This is a genomic window from Candidatus Eisenbacteria bacterium (assembly GCA_005893305.1).
Classification (GTDB): domain Bacteria; phylum Eisenbacteria; class RBG-16-71-46; order SZUA-252; family SZUA-252; genus WS-9.
In genome coordinates this window covers 61,952-77,590 of record VBOZ01000017.1, presented here as the reverse complement: position 1 = coordinate 77,590, position 15,639 = coordinate 61,952, and the positions used below count along the sequence as shown (strand labels likewise).

Genomic DNA, 15,639 nt, shown 5'->3' with positions numbered 1-15,639 from the left:
CGATCCGGCGACGGCCTCCGCGCCGTTCGTCGCGACGCTCGTCGACGTGACCGGCCTGATCATCTACTTCTCGGCGGCGAAGGTGATTCTCTCGGGGACGCTGCTCTAGGGGATGAAGACCGTCTCGCCCGCCTGCTCCTCGGCGTGGTAGGAGCTTCGGACCAACGGTCCCGAGGCGACCTGCCGGATGCCCAAGGCGCGACCGAACTCCCGGTAGTGGGCGAACTCCTCGGGCGTGACGTAGCGCTCCAGCGGAAGGTGGGAGCCTGACGGCGGCAGGTACTGCCCGATCGTGACCATCGAGACGCCGCGAGCGTTCAGATCGCGCATCAGCTCCTCCATCTCCTCCTTCGTTTCTCCCACTCCCACCATCGCGCCCGACTTGGCGGGAATCTCCGGGGTCCACGCGGCCACCTTTCCGAGAAGCTCGAGCGAGCGCTCGTAGCGACCCGCGGGACGGACCCGCTTGTAGAGGCGCTGCACGGTCTCCATGTTGTGATTCAGGACATCGGGCCGGGCCTCGAGCACCGTCCGGAGCGCGTCCACCTTGGTCGACGCGTTCGCCTCGCGGATGGCGCGGATCGTCGCCGCGAAGTGCGACGCCCCGCCGTCCGGGAGCTCGTCGCGATTCACAGAGGTCACGACAACGTAGTGGAGTCCCAACCGCTTCGCCGCGTCGGCCACGCGCGCCGGCTCCTCGGGATCGACCGGGAGCGGCTTCCCGCTCCGGATGTCGCAGAACGGGCAGGAGCGCGTGCAGACGTTTCCGAGGATGAGAAAGGTCGCGGTGTGCCGGGAGAAGCAGTCGCCGATGTTCGGGCAATTGGCGCTCTCGCAGACCGTGTGGAGATCGAGGCTCCGGAGAATCGCCTTGGTCTCGTGATAGGCCGCGCCCGTCGGAATGCGGGCGCGAAGCCAGTCCGGTCGGCGCGGCCCGACGGGGGCGACGGTGAGGCGCTCGTAGAGGCGGAGCGGCTTCCGCTTCTCGGCCGCTTCCTTCCTCCGATCGGAGGGAAGCGTGAGCGAGATCGGGACGCCCGGCGCGGGGCGGTCAGATGTGAATGGAGCGCCCTTCGGTTCCAAACATTGCCTCCATGGTGGCTTCGGACAGCGTCGGGTGAGCGTGAACCACCTCCGCCAGCTCGATCGCGGTGGCCTCGAAGTGGCGGGCGACGACCGACTCGGCGATCTGTTCCGTCGCGAGCACGCCGATGATGTGGACGCCGAGGATCTCGCCCGTGCCCGCGTCCGACACCGCCTTCACGAATCCCTCGCCCTGACCCAGGATCGACGCCTTCGAGTTGGCCGTGAACGGAAACTTCCCCGTCCGGACCGAGCGCCCCGCCGCGCGCGCCTGAGTCTCGGTGAGGCCGACGCTGGCGACCTGGGGGTGGCAGTAGGTGCAGTTCGGGATCGCATTGTAGTCCACCGGGTGAGGATTCTTCCCTGCGATACGCTCGACCGCGACGAGCCCCTCGTGCGATGCCACGTGGGCGAGGGCCGCCGTCGGCGTCACGTCCCCGATCGCGTAGAGCCCCGGGACGTTCGTTTCCATGTATTCGTTGACGGTGACATATCCGCGATCCATCGCGACCCCGAGCGTCTCGAGCCCGATACCGTCCGTCACGGGCTTCCGCCCCGCGGCCATCAGCACGCGCTCCGTGCGGATCCGCTTCGTCTCCCCCTTCACCTCGAGCTCGCTCCAGGCGCCGTCGCCGTCGACGCGCACGCTCTTTAGGTTCGCGCCGACGTGCACCTCCATCCCCTGCCGCGAGAAGGAGCGCAGGAGCGCCTCGGAGACCTCCTCGTCCTCGACCGGAACGATCCGGGGAAGGCGCTCGATCAGGGTCACCTTCGAGCCGAACGAGTGGTAGATCGACGCGAACTCGACTCCGACGGCGCCCGCGCCGATCACGAGGAGCGTTTCCGGCACGCGGTCGAGGCTCAAGATCTCGTCGCTCGAGAGCACGATGCGGCCGTCCACCGGCGCCATCGGCAGCGATCCCACGCGCGATCCGGTGGCGACAATGGCCGCCTTCGCCTCGACCGTCGACTTGGCGCCGGCGGCGTCCTTTACCTCGATCCGGCCCGGGGCCACGAACGATCCGAACCCCTTCACCGTCGTCACCTTGTTCTTCCGGAGGAGCGATTCGGTTCCCATGAAGTTCTTCTTCACCACCCGGTCTTTCCGCTCCATCGCCGCCTTCAGATCGAGCGTCGCCTCCGCGACGCGCACTCCGAATTCGCCGGCCTTGCGACAGAGCGTGAGCACCTCCGCGGCCTCCAGGAGCGCCTTCGTGGGGATGCAGCCCACGTGAAGGCACGTCCCCCCGACCTTCTCCTTCTCGATCAGGACCGTCTTCAGACCGAGCTGGCCGGCGCGGATCGCGGCCACGTACCCTCCGGGGCCCCCGCCCAGGACCGCGATGTCGTAACGGTCCGCGCTCACGCGCGCCCCGCCGCGTCCGCGGAAGCCGGGGCAAAGGAGGGTGCGACGACGCGCGCCAGCTCCACCAGCACGTCGAGGTCCCGCTGCGTGAAGGCGGCGGGCGTCTCCGAGTCGATGTCGATCACACCCCACACGCGGCCTTCGTGCACGATCGGGACCACGATCTCGGAACGGATCGAGGCGCTGCAGCTCAGATACCTCGGGTCGGCGTTCACGTCGGGAATCACTTGCGGGACGGCGTGCTGCGCCACCCAGCCGCAGATGCCCTCGACTCCGATCCGGATGCGGTGGTGCGGCGACTCCGGGCCGCGGAACGGGCCCAATTCCAGAACTTCCCCCTGCGTCAGGTAGACGCCGGCCCAGGCGTACGCCGGGAAGTGCCACTTGAGCTCCGCCACCATGAACTCGAGCACGTCGCGAAGCGGATCGCCCCGCCGCACCCGTTCCGCCACCCGGGCCGGAAGGAGCCGCTGCGGCTCGGTCGGAGCGGGGCCCGCGGGGGCGGTGGCGAGATCCGCGGGACGGAACGTCGTCGAATCCTGTTTCACGGGAATTCCTCCTTGGAACAATCCCTGGAGACTACGATGACTTTTCCGCCAGCACCCGGGCGCGAATCAGCGGTTCGAACAGATCGATGGGCACCGGGAAGATGGTGGTCGAGTTGTTTTCGGTCGCGATCTCGGCGAGCGTCTGCAGATACCGGAGCTGCATCGCGAGCGGCTGGGTCGCGAGAACCTTGGCCGCCTCGGAGAGCTTCTGACTCGCCTGGAGCTCCCCTTCCGCGTTGATGACCTTGGCGCGCCGCTCGCGCTCCGCCTCGGCCTGGCGCGCGATCGCCCGCTGCATCTCCTGGGGCAGGTCGACGTTCTTCACCTCGACGGTGCTGACCTTGATCCCCCACGGCTCGGTGTGGCCGTCGATCACCAGCTGGAGCTCCTTGTTGATCTTGTCCCGGTTCGCGAGGAGCTCGTCCAGCTCCGCCTGGCCGAGCGTACTCCGAAGGGTCGTCTGCGCGATCTGGGAGGTGGCGTAAAGGTAATTCTCGACCTCCAGCACCGCCCGGGTCGCGTCGAGGACGCGGAAATAGATCACCGCGTTCACCTTCACCGAAACGTTGTCGCGCGTGATCACGTCCTGGGGCGGCACGTCCATGGCCACCGTCCGGAGCGGGATCTTGACCATCTTGTCCACGATCGGGATGAGGAAGATGAGCCCCGGGCCCTTCGTTCCGATCGAGCGCCCGAGTCGGAAGATCACCCCGCGCTCGTATTCCCGGAGCACCTTGATGGAGCTGGTGAGGAGAAGGATCCCGATGAACAGGACCGTCAAAAACGAATACGAGACCATTCGCGACCCCCTTTAGGCCTTCTTGACCTTGAGCGAGAGCCCGTCGACACGATCCACGACGACGGCGGAGCCCTTGGAGATCGGAGCGTCCGCCTGAGCGGTCCAGTACTCGCCGTGGAGAAACACCTGTCCCGACGGGGCGAGGTCGGTCAGCGCCGTCCCGCGTTCCCCGATGAGCCCCTGAATTCCAGTGACCGGCTTTCGCCGCTGAGCGCGGTACGCCGCGCCGAGAACGAACACGAAGAAGGCGACGGTGACCCCGACCACGGTCGCGATCACCGAGAGCGAGACCCGCGCGACGCCAGGCTCGCCGCCGAGCAGGATCAACGACCCGAGCAGCAAAGACACCACCCCCCCGAGCGTAAGAATGCCGTGGCTCTGCACCTTCACGTCGACCGCAAAGAGGACCATCGCGAACACGATGAGGAACACCCCGGTCAAGTTGACCGGCAGCGCCTGGAACGCGAGGAAAGCCAGAAGGAGACAGATCCCGCCCACGACGCCGGGAAGGATCGCCCCCGGGTTCGACAGCTCGAAAAGGATCCCGTAGAAGCCGAGGATGAACAGGATGTAGGCGACGTTCGGGTCGATGATGCGGCTCAGGAGCTTCTGCCGCCAGGTCGCGCTCACCTCGTGGCGCTCCGCGCCCTTCGTGTGGAGCGTTCGCGCGCGGCCCGCGACCGTGACGGTCCGCCCGTCGATCGCGACGAGGAGCTCGTCGACGTCGCGCGCGACCAGGTCGACGACCTTCATCCGTAGCGCGTCCGTCTCCCCCAGCGAGCCTCCCTCGCGCACCGCCTTCTCCGCCCAGTCGGCGTTCCGACCGTGCTGCGCGGCGAGGGACCGGATGTAGCTCACGGCGTCGTTCTTCACCTTGCGCGCGAGGTCCTTGGACCCCACGTCGCCTCCGCCCACCTGCCATGGCCGCCACGTGCGCGGCCATGGCGATGAACGTCCCCGCGCTCGCGGCCCGGCCGCCCGAGGGCGAGACGTAGATCACGACCGGCACCTCGGAGATGAGGATCCGCTTGATAATGTCGCGCATCGAGGTGTCGAGCCCGCCCGGCGTGTCGAGCCGGACGATCAGGGCTTCGCGCTTCTCCTTCTCGGCCCGGTCGATTGCCTGCAGGAAGACCTCCGCGCTGATGGGCTGGATCGCGCCTTCCAACGTCAGGACGTCGACCTGAGGCTTGCCCGATCCGGCCGGCGGCGAGGCGCCAAGGGCGGCGAAGGCCAGCGCGGTCGCGATCGCGGCCAGCGCGATCGCCGCGAGCCGCTTCATCGGGAGCCTCCCGAGTGCCCGGCGCCGCTCGGCGTCACGATCCGGTTCCGCTCGTCGACCAGGACGACCTTCGGCGTGTGGCGGAGCAGCTCTTCGCGCTCCATCCCGGCGTAGCTCAGGATGATGACGAGATCGCCGACGTGGGCGAGGCGCGCCGCCGGACCGTTCAGGCGAACCATGCCGCTCCCGCGGGGGCCGCGGATCGCGTAGGTGTCGAATCGCTCCCCGTTCATCACGTTGAGGACCTGCACCTGCTCGTGGACCAGAATGTCGGCCGCGTCCAAGAGATCGGCGTCGACCGTGACCGATCCTTCGTAATTGAGATCGGCCTCGGTGACACGGGCCCGATGGATCTTGGATTTGAAGGCTGTCAGGCGCATGCGACCGCCATGTCCCGGGCGGCCCGGAAATGCTCCAGCGGCGCCGCCGCGGGCACGGCGCACCCGGGCCCGAGGATGAAGCGCGTTCCGCCTGATTCCTGGATCGCGGAGCGAGCCTCTTCCTGAATCGCCTCGATCGGTCCCCGGACGAAGGTACCTTCGTGATCGATCCCGGTAAGGAGCGTCTTCGCCGTGAGGAGATGGACCTCGCGGATCGAGGGATTCCGCAGCGCCCGCGCGTCCCAGGATAGGACCGACACCGGGTAGTCGAGGTGATCGTTCAGGTAGGCCCCCGGGCCGCAGACGTGAAGCGTGTTCAGGAGCGCGCCATCGGCCTCGGCCAATACTTTGAGATCGTACGGACGGCCGAACTCTCTCGTGATCTCAGCACCGATCCGCGTGTCGTTCGCCCAGTCGGTCGTGGCGAAGAAAATGCCCGAGGCGCCGCGGCGGATCGTCTCGCGAACGAATCCCGAGAACGTGTCCGTGATCGCGCGGAGCGCGCCGTGCACTCGATCGCCGTGGTTGCGGAGGTGATCCACGAACACGGCGTCCTCATGCACGAGGTCGGCCGCGATGGAAATCGGATTGAAAACCGTCATGATCCAGTCGGTATCCCCTTGGATCGACGCCGCGATTCGCTCCTCGGCGTCGAGCATCTCACCCAGAACCCCTTTCGTCGGATCGAGCGGACGGATCCGGTCCCAATCCTCGGGCCGGCGGATCGGCGTCTCGACGACCTTCGGTTTGTCGAGCGGGCCGCTGCCGTCCCGCTTCGTCCGCACTCCCCAGTCTTCGACGTGATAAGACGCACGCGGGTTCACCTTCATCAGGTCCCAGTCGTAGATCCGCTGGAACTCCAGCATCGACTCGGCGAGATCCTGCGCCGAGCTCTCCCGGTGATAGAAGTGCCTCCAGAAGGAGACCGGCGGCCGATCGGTCGCCTCGCCCAGCAGGGTCTTTCGAATTCGCTCGCGTCGGGTCATCGGTCCCCGGAAGTCATTTCAAATGAGGCGCATTGCGGGTGCGACGGCACCTAGAGTAGAATCTGCGATGGTACACGGAACGTGCCCGCATCACAAGCCCCGCGCACTCCCCCGGCGCGCTGTAAGGAGGTACGGTGAAAGCAGTTCCCCCGAGTCTCCGGCTGCGTCCGGGCGGGTTTCCGGCCCGTCCACAAGGCCACATCCGCCTCGCCTGCGCGCTAATCGCCGCCGGCCTGTGGCTGTTGGCGCCGTGCGCCGTGTTCGCCCTATCCGACCGTGAATTCACGGTCGCCCCGATGGCCGGGGCGTCCTGGTTCGACAAGAAGCTCGATTTCAACGGTGAGGCGTCGTTTGGTTTCCGCTTCGGGATGGAGGCCGATCGGAGATTTTCCGTTCTGATGGATTACACGCAGGTGGACCCCGCGAGGAAGACGACGGGAAAATCCGCCCGCGTCTCGAGCCTTCGCGCCCTTGGCCAATGCAGACTCCTGACGGGCAGTTTCCGGCCGTACCTCATGGGTGGATTCGGAGGAGTGCTCTTCAATTTCGACGACGCGAACGATGCGGCCGGCGGTTCGGCGAGTGCCGGCGCCGGCGTGGAATACGCCGCGTGGAAGCGGACGAAGATATTCGCCGAATATTCCGCGGCGTTCTACCGGATGCGGAGTGTCACCTACTCCTCAACCGGGAGCGTGCTCTCCACCGGCGAGCGAACGACCGACGCCCTCCAGTCGGTTGCCGCCGGCATCAGCGTGGGGTTCTGATGTCCCGCGTCGCTCTGCTTCTGGTCGCCCTTCTCCTCTTGGGCATCATCTCTTGTTCCGACATGCCGACGGCGCCGATCGTGTCGGCTCCGGCGGGGAGCATCGTCGTCGAGGGCACGCTCAGGGATCGCGATGGGCCCGCGTTGGCCAATGCCTTCGTCGCGTTTCGATCAACTCCGATTTCGTCGAGCCAGTCCTTCTATACGAACACGGACGCGACCGGGGCGTTTCGCATCACATTGGTCCAAGGAACCTACGAGGTTCGAATCGGCCCCCCCTATGAAAGCGGGTTGCCGTCCGTAACGATCCCGAAGTTCGATGTGCGCGCGGCGGGAACCCGACTCGATTACCGATACTCGGGCACGCGGGTCATCGGAGATGTCACTGGCCCTGGGGGAGCGTTGCTTGACGACTCCTACGTCTCGGCGACCTCCGACGCGAACCAGATCTACGTGAGTACGAGAGCGGTCCGCGGGCACTACTCCATGTTGCTTCCGCAGGGAGCGTACGAGTTTTACGGCGACCCTGGAAGTTACAGCACAGGAATTCCGAACATTGAGGTCGCCGCAAATATCTCGACCTCGGATACGGTGGTGAACTTCGCTTTGACCGGTCACGCGGTAACCGTCACGACCACCCTCGGCGGGAGCACACCGATCCCCAATGTCCAGCTCCAAGCGGAGTCCGGTGCGATCGGGGTCCGCGCCACGGCGACTACCCGCCTCGACGGCTCTGCCGTGCTTTACCTGCCCGGTGGCGGCTACTCCTTCGTCGCATACTCATCCGACGGCTCCATTGTCGGCCCTGAGACCGGCTATTGGTCGATTTCAGGGGACGCCTCGATCGCGATCGTCTTCCCAGCCACCCGATGGGACGTGACGCTACGCCGCGCCTCGGACAGCAGCCCCATTCCGTTTACCTACATTAACGCGTTGGAAATCGGATCGAATCGATCCGCCTTGACGAGAAGCGATCTGTTCGGCACGTTTCGGTTGTTCGTGCGGCCGAGCGAGGGGTACGACCTTCGGATCGGATCGGTGTATTCGCCCGAAGCAACAATCCCCAACGTTTCCTCCACCGCCGACTCGACGTTCGACCTCTACGTCGACCTCCCTGTCAACCAGGCCCCTGCCCCTAAGCCAGCCCTTCGGGCGGCGCGAGGTATCCGGTGGCGCCCACCGGCTGTCCGGTGACGCGGGCGTAGAACTCCTCGTACATCGGGACTACCTTGCTCGCCTCGTAGCGCTCGATCGAGACGCGGCGGGCTTCGCGCGCCATCGCGGCGTGGAGCTTCTCATCGGTCAAGATCTCGGTCGCCCGGCGGGACATGCCTTCGACGTCGCCGACCGGGAGCAGGTATCCGCTCTTCCCCGACTCGATCAGCTCGGGGAGCCCTTCCGCGGTCGTCCCGATCACGGGGACACCCGACGACATCGCCTCGAGCGCGGCAAGGCCGAAGCTCTCGTTCGAGCTGGTGAGCAGGAACAGATCGCCCGCCGAGAGCACGTCCTCCACCGCGTCGAGCTGGCCCAGATAGCGAATGTAGCGCTCCACCCCGAGCGAGACCGCGATCTCGCGGCTCCGCGTGCGATCCGCGCCGTCGCCGACCATCAGGAGGACGCTGGGCACCTCGCGACGGACGGCAGCGAAGACGCGAACCACGTCCTCGACCCGCTTGCTCGGCCGGAAGTTGGAGATGTGGACAAGGATCTTCTCCCCCTTCTTCGCGAACCGCTCCCGCCTGGATTTCCCCGGATCGCGCGGAGCGTATCGGGACGTGTCGACGAAGTTCGGGATCACCTGGATCGCGCGCTGGGGCCGGAACACCTCGACCGTCTTCCGGCGGAGGAACTCCGAGACCGCGGTGACGCCGTCGCTCTGATCGATTCCGAATCGGGTGAGGGTGCGGAACGACTGATCCGATCCGACGAGGGTGATGTCCGTCCCGTGGAGTGTGGTCACGATGCGGAGCTTGGTAGACGCCGCGACCTGGCGCGCGAGATAGGCGCAGATGGCATGCGGGATCGCGTAGTGCGCGTGGACGACGTCGAGCCCCACCTCGTCCGCCACCTCGGCCATCTTGGCGGCGAGCGCCAGGGTGTAGGGCGGATACTGGAAGAGCGGATACGAGGTGACCTGCACCTCGTGAAAATAGACGTCTTCCTGGTAGGACTTGAGGCGGAACGGGATCGAATATGAGATGAAGTGGATCTCGTGCCCGCGCCGGGCAAGCTCGATCCCCAGCTCCGTCGCGACGACGCCGGAGCCACCGTGGGTGGGATAGCAGGAGATGCCGATCTTCACTGGTCCGAGCCTCCGAGCGAAATGAGAACGTGGGATCCGGGCGCGCCGAGCGCCGCGGCCAGCTGCGCGGCCAGCTCGGGTCCGTAGCGCGCCGCGTAGCCGACGGGCGAATAGACGCGCTCTTGGAGCCTCCCCTCCGGGAAGAGGTGTGCGCGCGCGCGGCGGATCTGCTGCACCGATTCCTCCTGACGCCGTTTCCAGACCTGCATCAGCTTCCGCTCCAGCCCCAAGCCCTCGTGCTCCACCTTGCGTGCGGCGGTCGCGACCGCCGCCTGGAGCGACGGATCGAACTCCACGACCTTGGCTTTGAGCCGCTCAAAGCTCTGCAGCCAGGTCTCCCGCTCCCGCTCGAACGTCTCGGGAAAATCGGGCGGCAGAAGCGAGCCGATCGAGCTGCTCACGACCCCCTCGACGTCCCCCGCGAGCGCCGTCCACTCGATGCCGAACCGCCCCAGGGTTTTCGCGACCTTCGGCTCGAGGAGCGTGGCGCCCGCTCTCGGGGCGACCGCCGGCGCCGGCATCTCGAAGAGCGGGTAGAGCGCGTTGACCTGGGCCCAGTACGCCACCTCCGACGGACCGCCCACGTAGACCGCGGTCGGGAGGAGGTAGTCCTGCACCATCGGACGCAGGAGCACGCCGGGACTCGCGTCCTCGGGCCTCGCCCGGATCGCCGCGATCAGGGCCTCGGGCTTCATGCTGCGGCCCTTCGCCCCGACGCGCAGGGTGCCGCCCCCCTCGACCCGAACGGCGTCGCGCGTTTCCTGGTGCCAGAAGAGATTGAGCTCGTTCCCCGCGCGCGCGATCTGGGCATGGTAGCCGCGTCGCGTCAGCTCCTCGCCTCGCTCGCGCGCCGCCTTGGATGAGTTCCCCATCAGGGCCACCTCGCGCTCGAACACCGGGAGCGAGAGCGCCCTGGCCTCGGAATCGGACGGATCGAACACCAACGCGCCGAGCGGCGTCACCAAGCCGGCCATGAAGCGCGCGAACGCCTCGGTCCACGATCGGCCCGGAGCGTACGCCGCGCGGAGCGGCCCCATCACCCGGTCGCGAAACTCTGACGCCGGAAGGAGCGACTCGACGCGATCCGTAAGCAACGCGATCTCCGGACCCAGGCGAACCCGCGAGAGCGAGACGCCTGGCGGAGCCGCTTCGGCCGGATACTCGAGCACGCTCGGCTCCGATCCACCGTCGATCAGCCACGCGCGTCGGACCTCCTCGAAATCGTGGTCGTCGGAGGCGACCCAAAAGATCGGAACGACCGGGCGGCCCGAGGCCGCCTCGAGATTCCGGGCCAGGGAGATCGCGGTGAGCGCCTTGTAGAGCGTGTAGAGAGGGCCCCCGAAGAGCCCCGGCTGCTGGCCCGCCACCACCGCTAAACAATTGGGACGCTCGAATCGCTTCAGAGGTTCGAGGGAAAGGTCTTGGACTCCCAGGGCTTCCGCCTGGCGGCGTAGGATCGCCGCCACCCGGGCGCGACGGTCGGCGGGATAGTCGCGGCCGGCCGCGGACACGCTGACTGCCTCCGGGTCCCGGAAGTCGACCGGATAGAAGTCGCGGACCCGCCCGGGCGAGGTAAGGAAATCCCGGTAGAGCGCGGTGGGATGGAGAAGGTGCTCGAAGTCCGAGGGCGTGGGCTTAGGCCTGCTTGAGGGCGCGCGCGCCCACGAAGGGATTCGATTCCATCTCGTGTCCGATCGTGGTCACCGGTCCGTGGCCCGGGTAGACCGTGGTGTCGGCGGGATGGACGAAGAGCTTCTCGCGGATGGTCCGAACCAGCGTGTCGAAGTCGCCCCCGGGGAGATCCGTCCTGCCGATCGAATCGCGAAAAAGGACATCGCCGGAGATCAGGCCCTCCGGCGTCGCGAAGGTGACGCTGCCCTTCGAATGCCCGGGCGTGTGCATGGCGCGGATTTCGATACCGGGAATGCCGACGTCTTCCCCATCGGTGATCCAGTGGGCGATCGGAGCGCTTCCCGGCCACGCGAGCCCCATCGAAGCGGCCTGCTCCTTGCCGCGCTCGTAATAGGCGCGGTCGTCCGCGTGGAGCCAGACCGGCGCGCCCGTCGCGGCGCTAAACGGCTTGACCATGAGGATGTGATCGATGTGCGCGTGCGTGAGGAGGATCCGCTTCACGACGAGGCCGCGGGAGCGGATCGTGTCGAGCACGGTCTCACTCTCGATCGAGGGATCGACGACGACCGCGTCGCGCGATCCGGCCGTCGTGAGCAAGTAGAGGTTGTTGTCGAGAGGTCCGACCTGGAAGCGCTCGACGCGCACGGCTCAGCTCTTGGTAGCGGTGATTGCCGTGATGCCGAACATCGGGAGCCCGACCATGTCGACGTTCGCGAAGCCCGCCTCCTGAAGCAGCCGGTAGAGCTCGGTCCGCGTCAGGGCGCCCGCGTAGCCCGCGCCGTAGGTGGCCAGGACGTTGAGGCGATAGAGGGCCGCCTCCCGCGGCTCCGCCTTGGAGTCTTCGAGCAGGAATTCCGTAACCAGGAGGGTGCCTCCCGAGCGGAGCGACTGCTTCACGCTCTGGAGGAAGCCCGGGATCGACGCGCGGCTCTGGCGCGACAGATGATGGGCGAGGAGAACGAGGTCGTAGTCCCCGTCCGGCTGTCCGTCCTCGGGATTTCCCGGAAGGAACCGGACGCGCTCCTCCAGCTTCATGCCGCGGATGTACTCTTCGGCCACCGGCTGAAACGCGGCGCGGTCGAGGATCGTGGCCTGAAACTGCGGATAGCGCCGGGCGAGGCAGAGCGCCCCGGCCCCGGTATGGCTGCCCAGATCGAGGATTTTCGTATACGCGCTGAATTCGATGTCGAGGATCTCGGCGACCCTCATCATCGTCGCGTAGACGCCGTTGTGGAACGCCCGCGCGAGCGACACTTCGATCTCGCCCATCGCGTTCGGCGCGTTCGGCGATTTCCCGGTCTGCACCGTATCTCGAAGCGACTGCCAGATGCCGAAGAGCGGGTCACGCATGAAGTGGACCAGCTCCACGTACGATCCGGGTGACCCCTCGACCAGGTAGGCGTTTGAGACCTCGTCGTTCCGGTATCGATCGCCCGTCCGGTGGAGGAAGCCCAGGGCGCAGTTGGCGTCCATCAGGGCCTCGAGCGCGGCGGGGTCGGTGCCCACCTCGGCGGCCACCTCGGCGGCTGACTTTGGCCCACCGAAGAGGATCGTGAAGAGACGCAGCTCAACCGCCGCCATGAGGGCCTGACTCGCCCAGAAGCCGGTGACTGTCTGCAAGATTGGGACGGGGCTCAGACGCCCGGATGCTGAGAGCGGCCCCGCCGCACGGCCCATTTGGTTCATCGCTGTCTCCTCACCACGACACCAGTCTATTCCACTCGGGCCCAACCTTCAAGGGACCCGACACTTTGGATGCGGCGATTCCGGCGGGGTTCAAAGCAGGTCCGGCTCGGTCTCCTTATCGTGGGCCCGAGCCGCCTCGAACACGGCGTCCATCTCCGCGACCGCCCGAAGAACGATGTCTCCCCGCTCGCGGAGCGGCAGGAAGGCCGACTTGAACCCGTTCAAGAGGACGTGCCGGACATCCGCCGGGCGGAGTCGCAGCGCGGTCACCGCCCGGTCGAGCTCGCGCGTCATGGTCGTCGAGGAGACGAGGCGGTTGTCGGTGTTGAGCGTGACCCGAAGCCCCTGGGTCAGGTACTCGTGGAACGGGTGCGCCCGCAGTGACGACACCGCCCCGGTCTGGACGTTCGACGTGAGGCACATCTCGAGCGGGATCCGGTGGTCGTTCACGTAGCGGAGAATGTCCGGATCCTCGCGCAGCCGCGTCCCGTGTCCGATGCGGTGCGCGCCGCAGTAGTGGAGCGCCTGCGCGATGCTCTCCGCGCCGAACGCCTCGCCCGCGTGCACGGTCACATTCACGTTGCTCCGCACCACGTGATCGAACGCCTTGCGGTGCGCCTTCGCCGGGTAGTCCTTCTCCGCGCCCGCGAGGTCGAAGCCGACCACCCCGCGGCCGTAGTAGGCGACGGCGAGCTCCGCGAGCTTGAGGGAGAGGCGCGGGCTCAGGTGCCGGATGCCGCAGACGATCGTGCCGGTCTGGATCCCGTACCGGCGCCGCGCCCGCTCGAGGCCGGCCGTCACCGCCTCGACTGATCCTTCCATCGAGAGTCCCTGCCGCGTATGGAGCGCGGGGCAGTAGCGGACCTCCATATACCGGACCTGCTCCTTGTGCGCGTCCTCGGCCAGCTCGAACGCGGCGCGCTCGAGCGCGTCGCGCTCCTGGAGCACCTTGAGCGTGAGATCGAAGGCCTTGAGATAGCGCGGGAGGCTGACGCCCGAGGTCAGGCTGGAAAGAAAGCGGCGGAGCTCCTGGTTCGATCGGACCGGAAGGCGGATTCCCTGCTCTTTTCCCAGCGCGAGCAGCGTGGCCGGGCGAATCGACCCGTCCAAGTGAACGTGAAGATCGGTTTTCGGGAGTGCGTGGAGGAGAAGTCGGCGGCGCCGGGGGTCACCCCACGGCGACGTCCGCCGTCGCGGCGGCGAGCGGTGCACCCAGCTCTCCCAGGACCGTGTAGTCGAGGCCGCCGAAGGCGGGGTGGGCGAGCGCCAAGCGCTGGAAGATCTGGTCGGGGCCGAGGCTCTCCATCGTCCACACGCCGAGCGCGCGGCCGAGGTCTTGCAGGATTCGCCAGTCCTCGCGCGTGTCTCCCCGGAGGGTGAAGACCTTCGGGGCGCGCTGGACGCGTCCCTTCGAGTTGGTATAGGTCCCTTCCCGCTCCGCGAAGCTCACACCCGGAAGGACCCAGTGGGCCCGCTCCGAGACCGGCGACGGGTGGGAATCGACCACCACCAGGAGCTCCACCTGGCCGATGGCGCGGGCCACCACCGTGGGATCGCCGAAGCGTTCCAGCGGTCCCCCGCGGAGGAAGATGAGCGCGCGGATCCCGCCCTCCGCGGCCGCCCGCATCATGTCGGCGAGGCCGAGCCCCTGGGGGCCGGGCGCGATGCCGATCGCACGGGCACCCCGCGTGTTCGGATTCTGGTCCCCCTCGATCGTGAATTGCTTGTAGACGACGGGGGGCTGCGGACGCGCGGGAAAGTCGAGATTCGCGATGCCCAGGGAGTCCCGGAAAATCGAGCGTGTGAGGAAGCACTCCTCGTTCGTGAGCTCGGCGGATCCGACGATCCCCACCGAGCCCTCGCCGTGCTGCGCCAGGATGGCGCGAAGCTTGAGGGCGATCGCCGTGATCGCGTCCTGCCAGGTGGTCGCGGCCGCACCCGGGGTGCCGTTCCGCCCGGCCGGAGCCGTGAGCCGCTTGGGATCGTGCACCGGATGGAATCCCCCACGCCCGCGGTCGCAGATCCACCATTGGTTCACGTCCATGTTCTCGCGGGCCGTGATCCGGACGACCTCGTTCCGCCGCGGGTGATAGCCGACGTTCGTGTTGCATCCCTTGGAGCAGAGCGTGCAGACCGACGGCACGGGCTGGAGCTCCCAGGGGCGCGCGCGAAAGCGGAAGTCCGTGCTGGTGAGCGCGCCGACCGGACAGATGTCGGCGATGTTCCCGGCCAGCTCGTTCGTGATCTTTCGCCCGGCGACCGTGCCGATGTAGGTCTCCTCGCCGCGGCCGAGCACGGCGATCTCGTCCTCTCCGGCGACCTCCCTGCAGAGGTTCACGCAGCGGAGGCAGAGGATGCAGCGGTTCTTGTTCAGGATGAGCTTCCCGCCGACGTCCTCCTCCGGCCACGTGGTCTTCTCGAACTCGAAGCGGGAGGCGGCCGGGCCCATCATGATCGTGTAGTCCTGCAGCGTGCACTCCCCGCCCTTGTCGCACATCGGGCAATCGAGCGGGTGGTGGATGAGCAGGAGCTCCATGACGGCGCGCCGCGCGTCGCGCACCTTGGCCGACCGGGTGATCACGTGCATCCCCTCCTCGACCGGGGTGGCGCAGCCCGCGACGAGCTTCGGCCGGCCCTCGACCTCGCAGAGGCAGATGCGGCAGACGCCGACGACCGGCAGGCCGGGGTGGTAGCAGAAGCTGGGGACGAGGACGCCGGCCTTCTTCCCCGCCTCGATCAGGTTCGTCCCCTTCTCGACGACGACCTCGCGGCCGTCGACCTTGACCTTCACCGTGGCCATGCCGATCCC

15 protein-coding genes and 1 pseudogene (1 of these 16 running past the window's edge) are annotated in these 15,639 nt (G+C 67.3%); 3 read left to right on the top strand and 13 right to left on the bottom strand.

All coding sequences use genetic code 11. The features are described from left to right. A pseudogene (gene mgtE, locus E6K79_06695) lies at positions 1-109 on the top strand (magnesium transporter) (it extends 1,179 nt beyond the left edge of the window). On the opposite strand, the gene lipA reads toward mgtE, so the two are convergent. The 7 genes from lipA to E6K79_06660 all read right to left on the bottom strand — a co-directional run bounded on the left by lipA (position 106) and on the right by E6K79_06660 (position 6,444). Further along, entirely contained in the window at positions 106-1,029 is a 924-nt protein-coding gene (gene lipA, locus E6K79_06690; protein TMQ64844.1) for a lipoyl synthase, read from the bottom strand. The pseudogene mgtE and the gene lipA overlap by 4 nt on opposite strands. 22 nt (positions 1,030-1,051) lie before the next feature. Beyond that, entirely contained in the window at positions 1,052-2,449 is a 1,398-nt protein-coding gene (gene lpdA, locus E6K79_06685) for a dihydrolipoyl dehydrogenase (protein TMQ64719.1), read from the bottom strand. Further along, entirely contained in the window at positions 2,446-2,997 is a 552-nt protein-coding gene (locus tag E6K79_06680) for a GAF domain-containing protein (protein TMQ64718.1), read from the bottom strand. The genes lpdA and E6K79_06680 overlap by 4 nt, the downstream gene beginning before the upstream one ends. A 31-nt stretch (positions 2,998-3,028) precedes the next feature. Further along, on the bottom strand, positions 3,029-3,796 hold the full coding sequence (locus tag E6K79_06675; GenBank protein TMQ64717.1) for a slipin family protein: 768 nt from the start codon (positions 3,794-3,796) through the stop codon (positions 3,029-3,031). 12 nt (positions 3,797-3,808) lie between these two features. Then, positions 3,809-4,696: a nodulation protein NfeD gene (locus E6K79_06670; protein ID TMQ64716.1), complete on the bottom strand. Its 888-nt coding sequence runs from the start codon at positions 4,694-4,696 to the stop codon at positions 3,809-3,811. A 378-nt stretch (positions 4,697-5,074) separates the two neighbouring features. Further along, positions 5,075-5,458, bottom strand: coding sequence for an aspartate 1-decarboxylase (locus E6K79_06665; protein ID TMQ64715.1), 384 nt, complete (start codon positions 5,456-5,458; stop codon positions 5,075-5,077). Further along, positions 5,449-6,444: a hypothetical protein gene (locus E6K79_06660; protein ID TMQ64714.1), complete on the bottom strand. Its 996-nt coding sequence runs from the start codon at positions 6,442-6,444 to the stop codon at positions 5,449-5,451. Before E6K79_06660 ends, E6K79_06665 begins: the two co-directional genes overlap by 10 nt. Positions 6,445-6,701: 257 nt before the next feature. Here E6K79_06660 and E6K79_06655 point away from each other — a divergent pair, with 257 nt between their 5' ends. Continuing rightward, complete coding sequence (locus tag E6K79_06655; protein TMQ64713.1) at positions 6,702-7,208, top strand: hypothetical protein; 507 nt, start codon at positions 6,702-6,704, stop codon at positions 7,206-7,208. After that, the gene (locus E6K79_06650; protein TMQ64712.1) at positions 7,208-8,401 is read left to right on the top strand and encodes a carboxypeptidase regulatory-like domain-containing protein; all 1,194 of its coding nucleotides are present in this window, start codon (positions 7,208-7,210) and stop codon (positions 8,399-8,401) included. Before E6K79_06655 ends, E6K79_06650 begins: the two co-directional genes overlap by 1 nt. Here the strand turns inward: E6K79_06650 and bshA are convergent. From bshA to E6K79_06620, 6 genes are all read right to left on the bottom strand, one after another. Continuing rightward, positions 8,343-9,512, bottom strand: a complete 1,170-nt coding sequence (gene bshA, locus E6K79_06645; protein ID TMQ64711.1) for an N-acetyl-alpha-D-glucosaminyl L-malate synthase BshA — start codon at positions 9,510-9,512, stop codon at positions 8,343-8,345. The two genes, E6K79_06650 and bshA, sit on opposite strands and share 59 nt — an antisense overlap. Then, positions 9,509-11,185 carry a bacillithiol biosynthesis cysteine-adding enzyme BshC gene (bshC, locus tag E6K79_06640; protein TMQ64710.1) on the bottom strand — a complete coding sequence of 559 codons (1,677 nt, stop codon included), beginning with the start codon at positions 11,183-11,185 and terminating at the stop codon, positions 9,509-9,511. Before bshC ends, bshA begins: the two co-directional genes overlap by 4 nt. Next, the gene (locus E6K79_06635; protein ID TMQ64709.1) at positions 11,148-11,789 is read right to left on the bottom strand and encodes an MBL fold metallo-hydrolase; all 642 of its coding nucleotides are present in this window, start codon (positions 11,787-11,789) and stop codon (positions 11,148-11,150) included. Before E6K79_06635 ends, bshC begins: the two co-directional genes overlap by 38 nt. Before the next feature lie 3 nt (positions 11,790-11,792). Further along, positions 11,793-12,830 carry a methyltransferase domain-containing protein gene (locus E6K79_06630; GenBank protein TMQ64708.1) on the bottom strand — a complete coding sequence of 346 codons (1,038 nt, stop codon included), beginning with the start codon at positions 12,828-12,830 and terminating at the stop codon, positions 11,793-11,795. Between the two features lie 90 nt (positions 12,831-12,920). Continuing rightward, positions 12,921-14,042, bottom strand: a complete 1,122-nt coding sequence (gene add / locus E6K79_06625; protein ID TMQ64707.1) for an adenosine deaminase — start codon at positions 14,040-14,042, stop codon at positions 12,921-12,923. Then, positions 13,999-15,630 (bottom strand): 2Fe-2S iron-sulfur cluster binding domain-containing protein, encoded by a 1,632-nt coding sequence (locus E6K79_06620; protein TMQ64706.1) that lies wholly within the window; start codon positions 15,628-15,630, stop codon positions 13,999-14,001. The genes add and E6K79_06620 overlap by 44 nt, the downstream gene beginning before the upstream one ends. Positions 15,631-15,639: the final 9 nt, after the last annotated feature.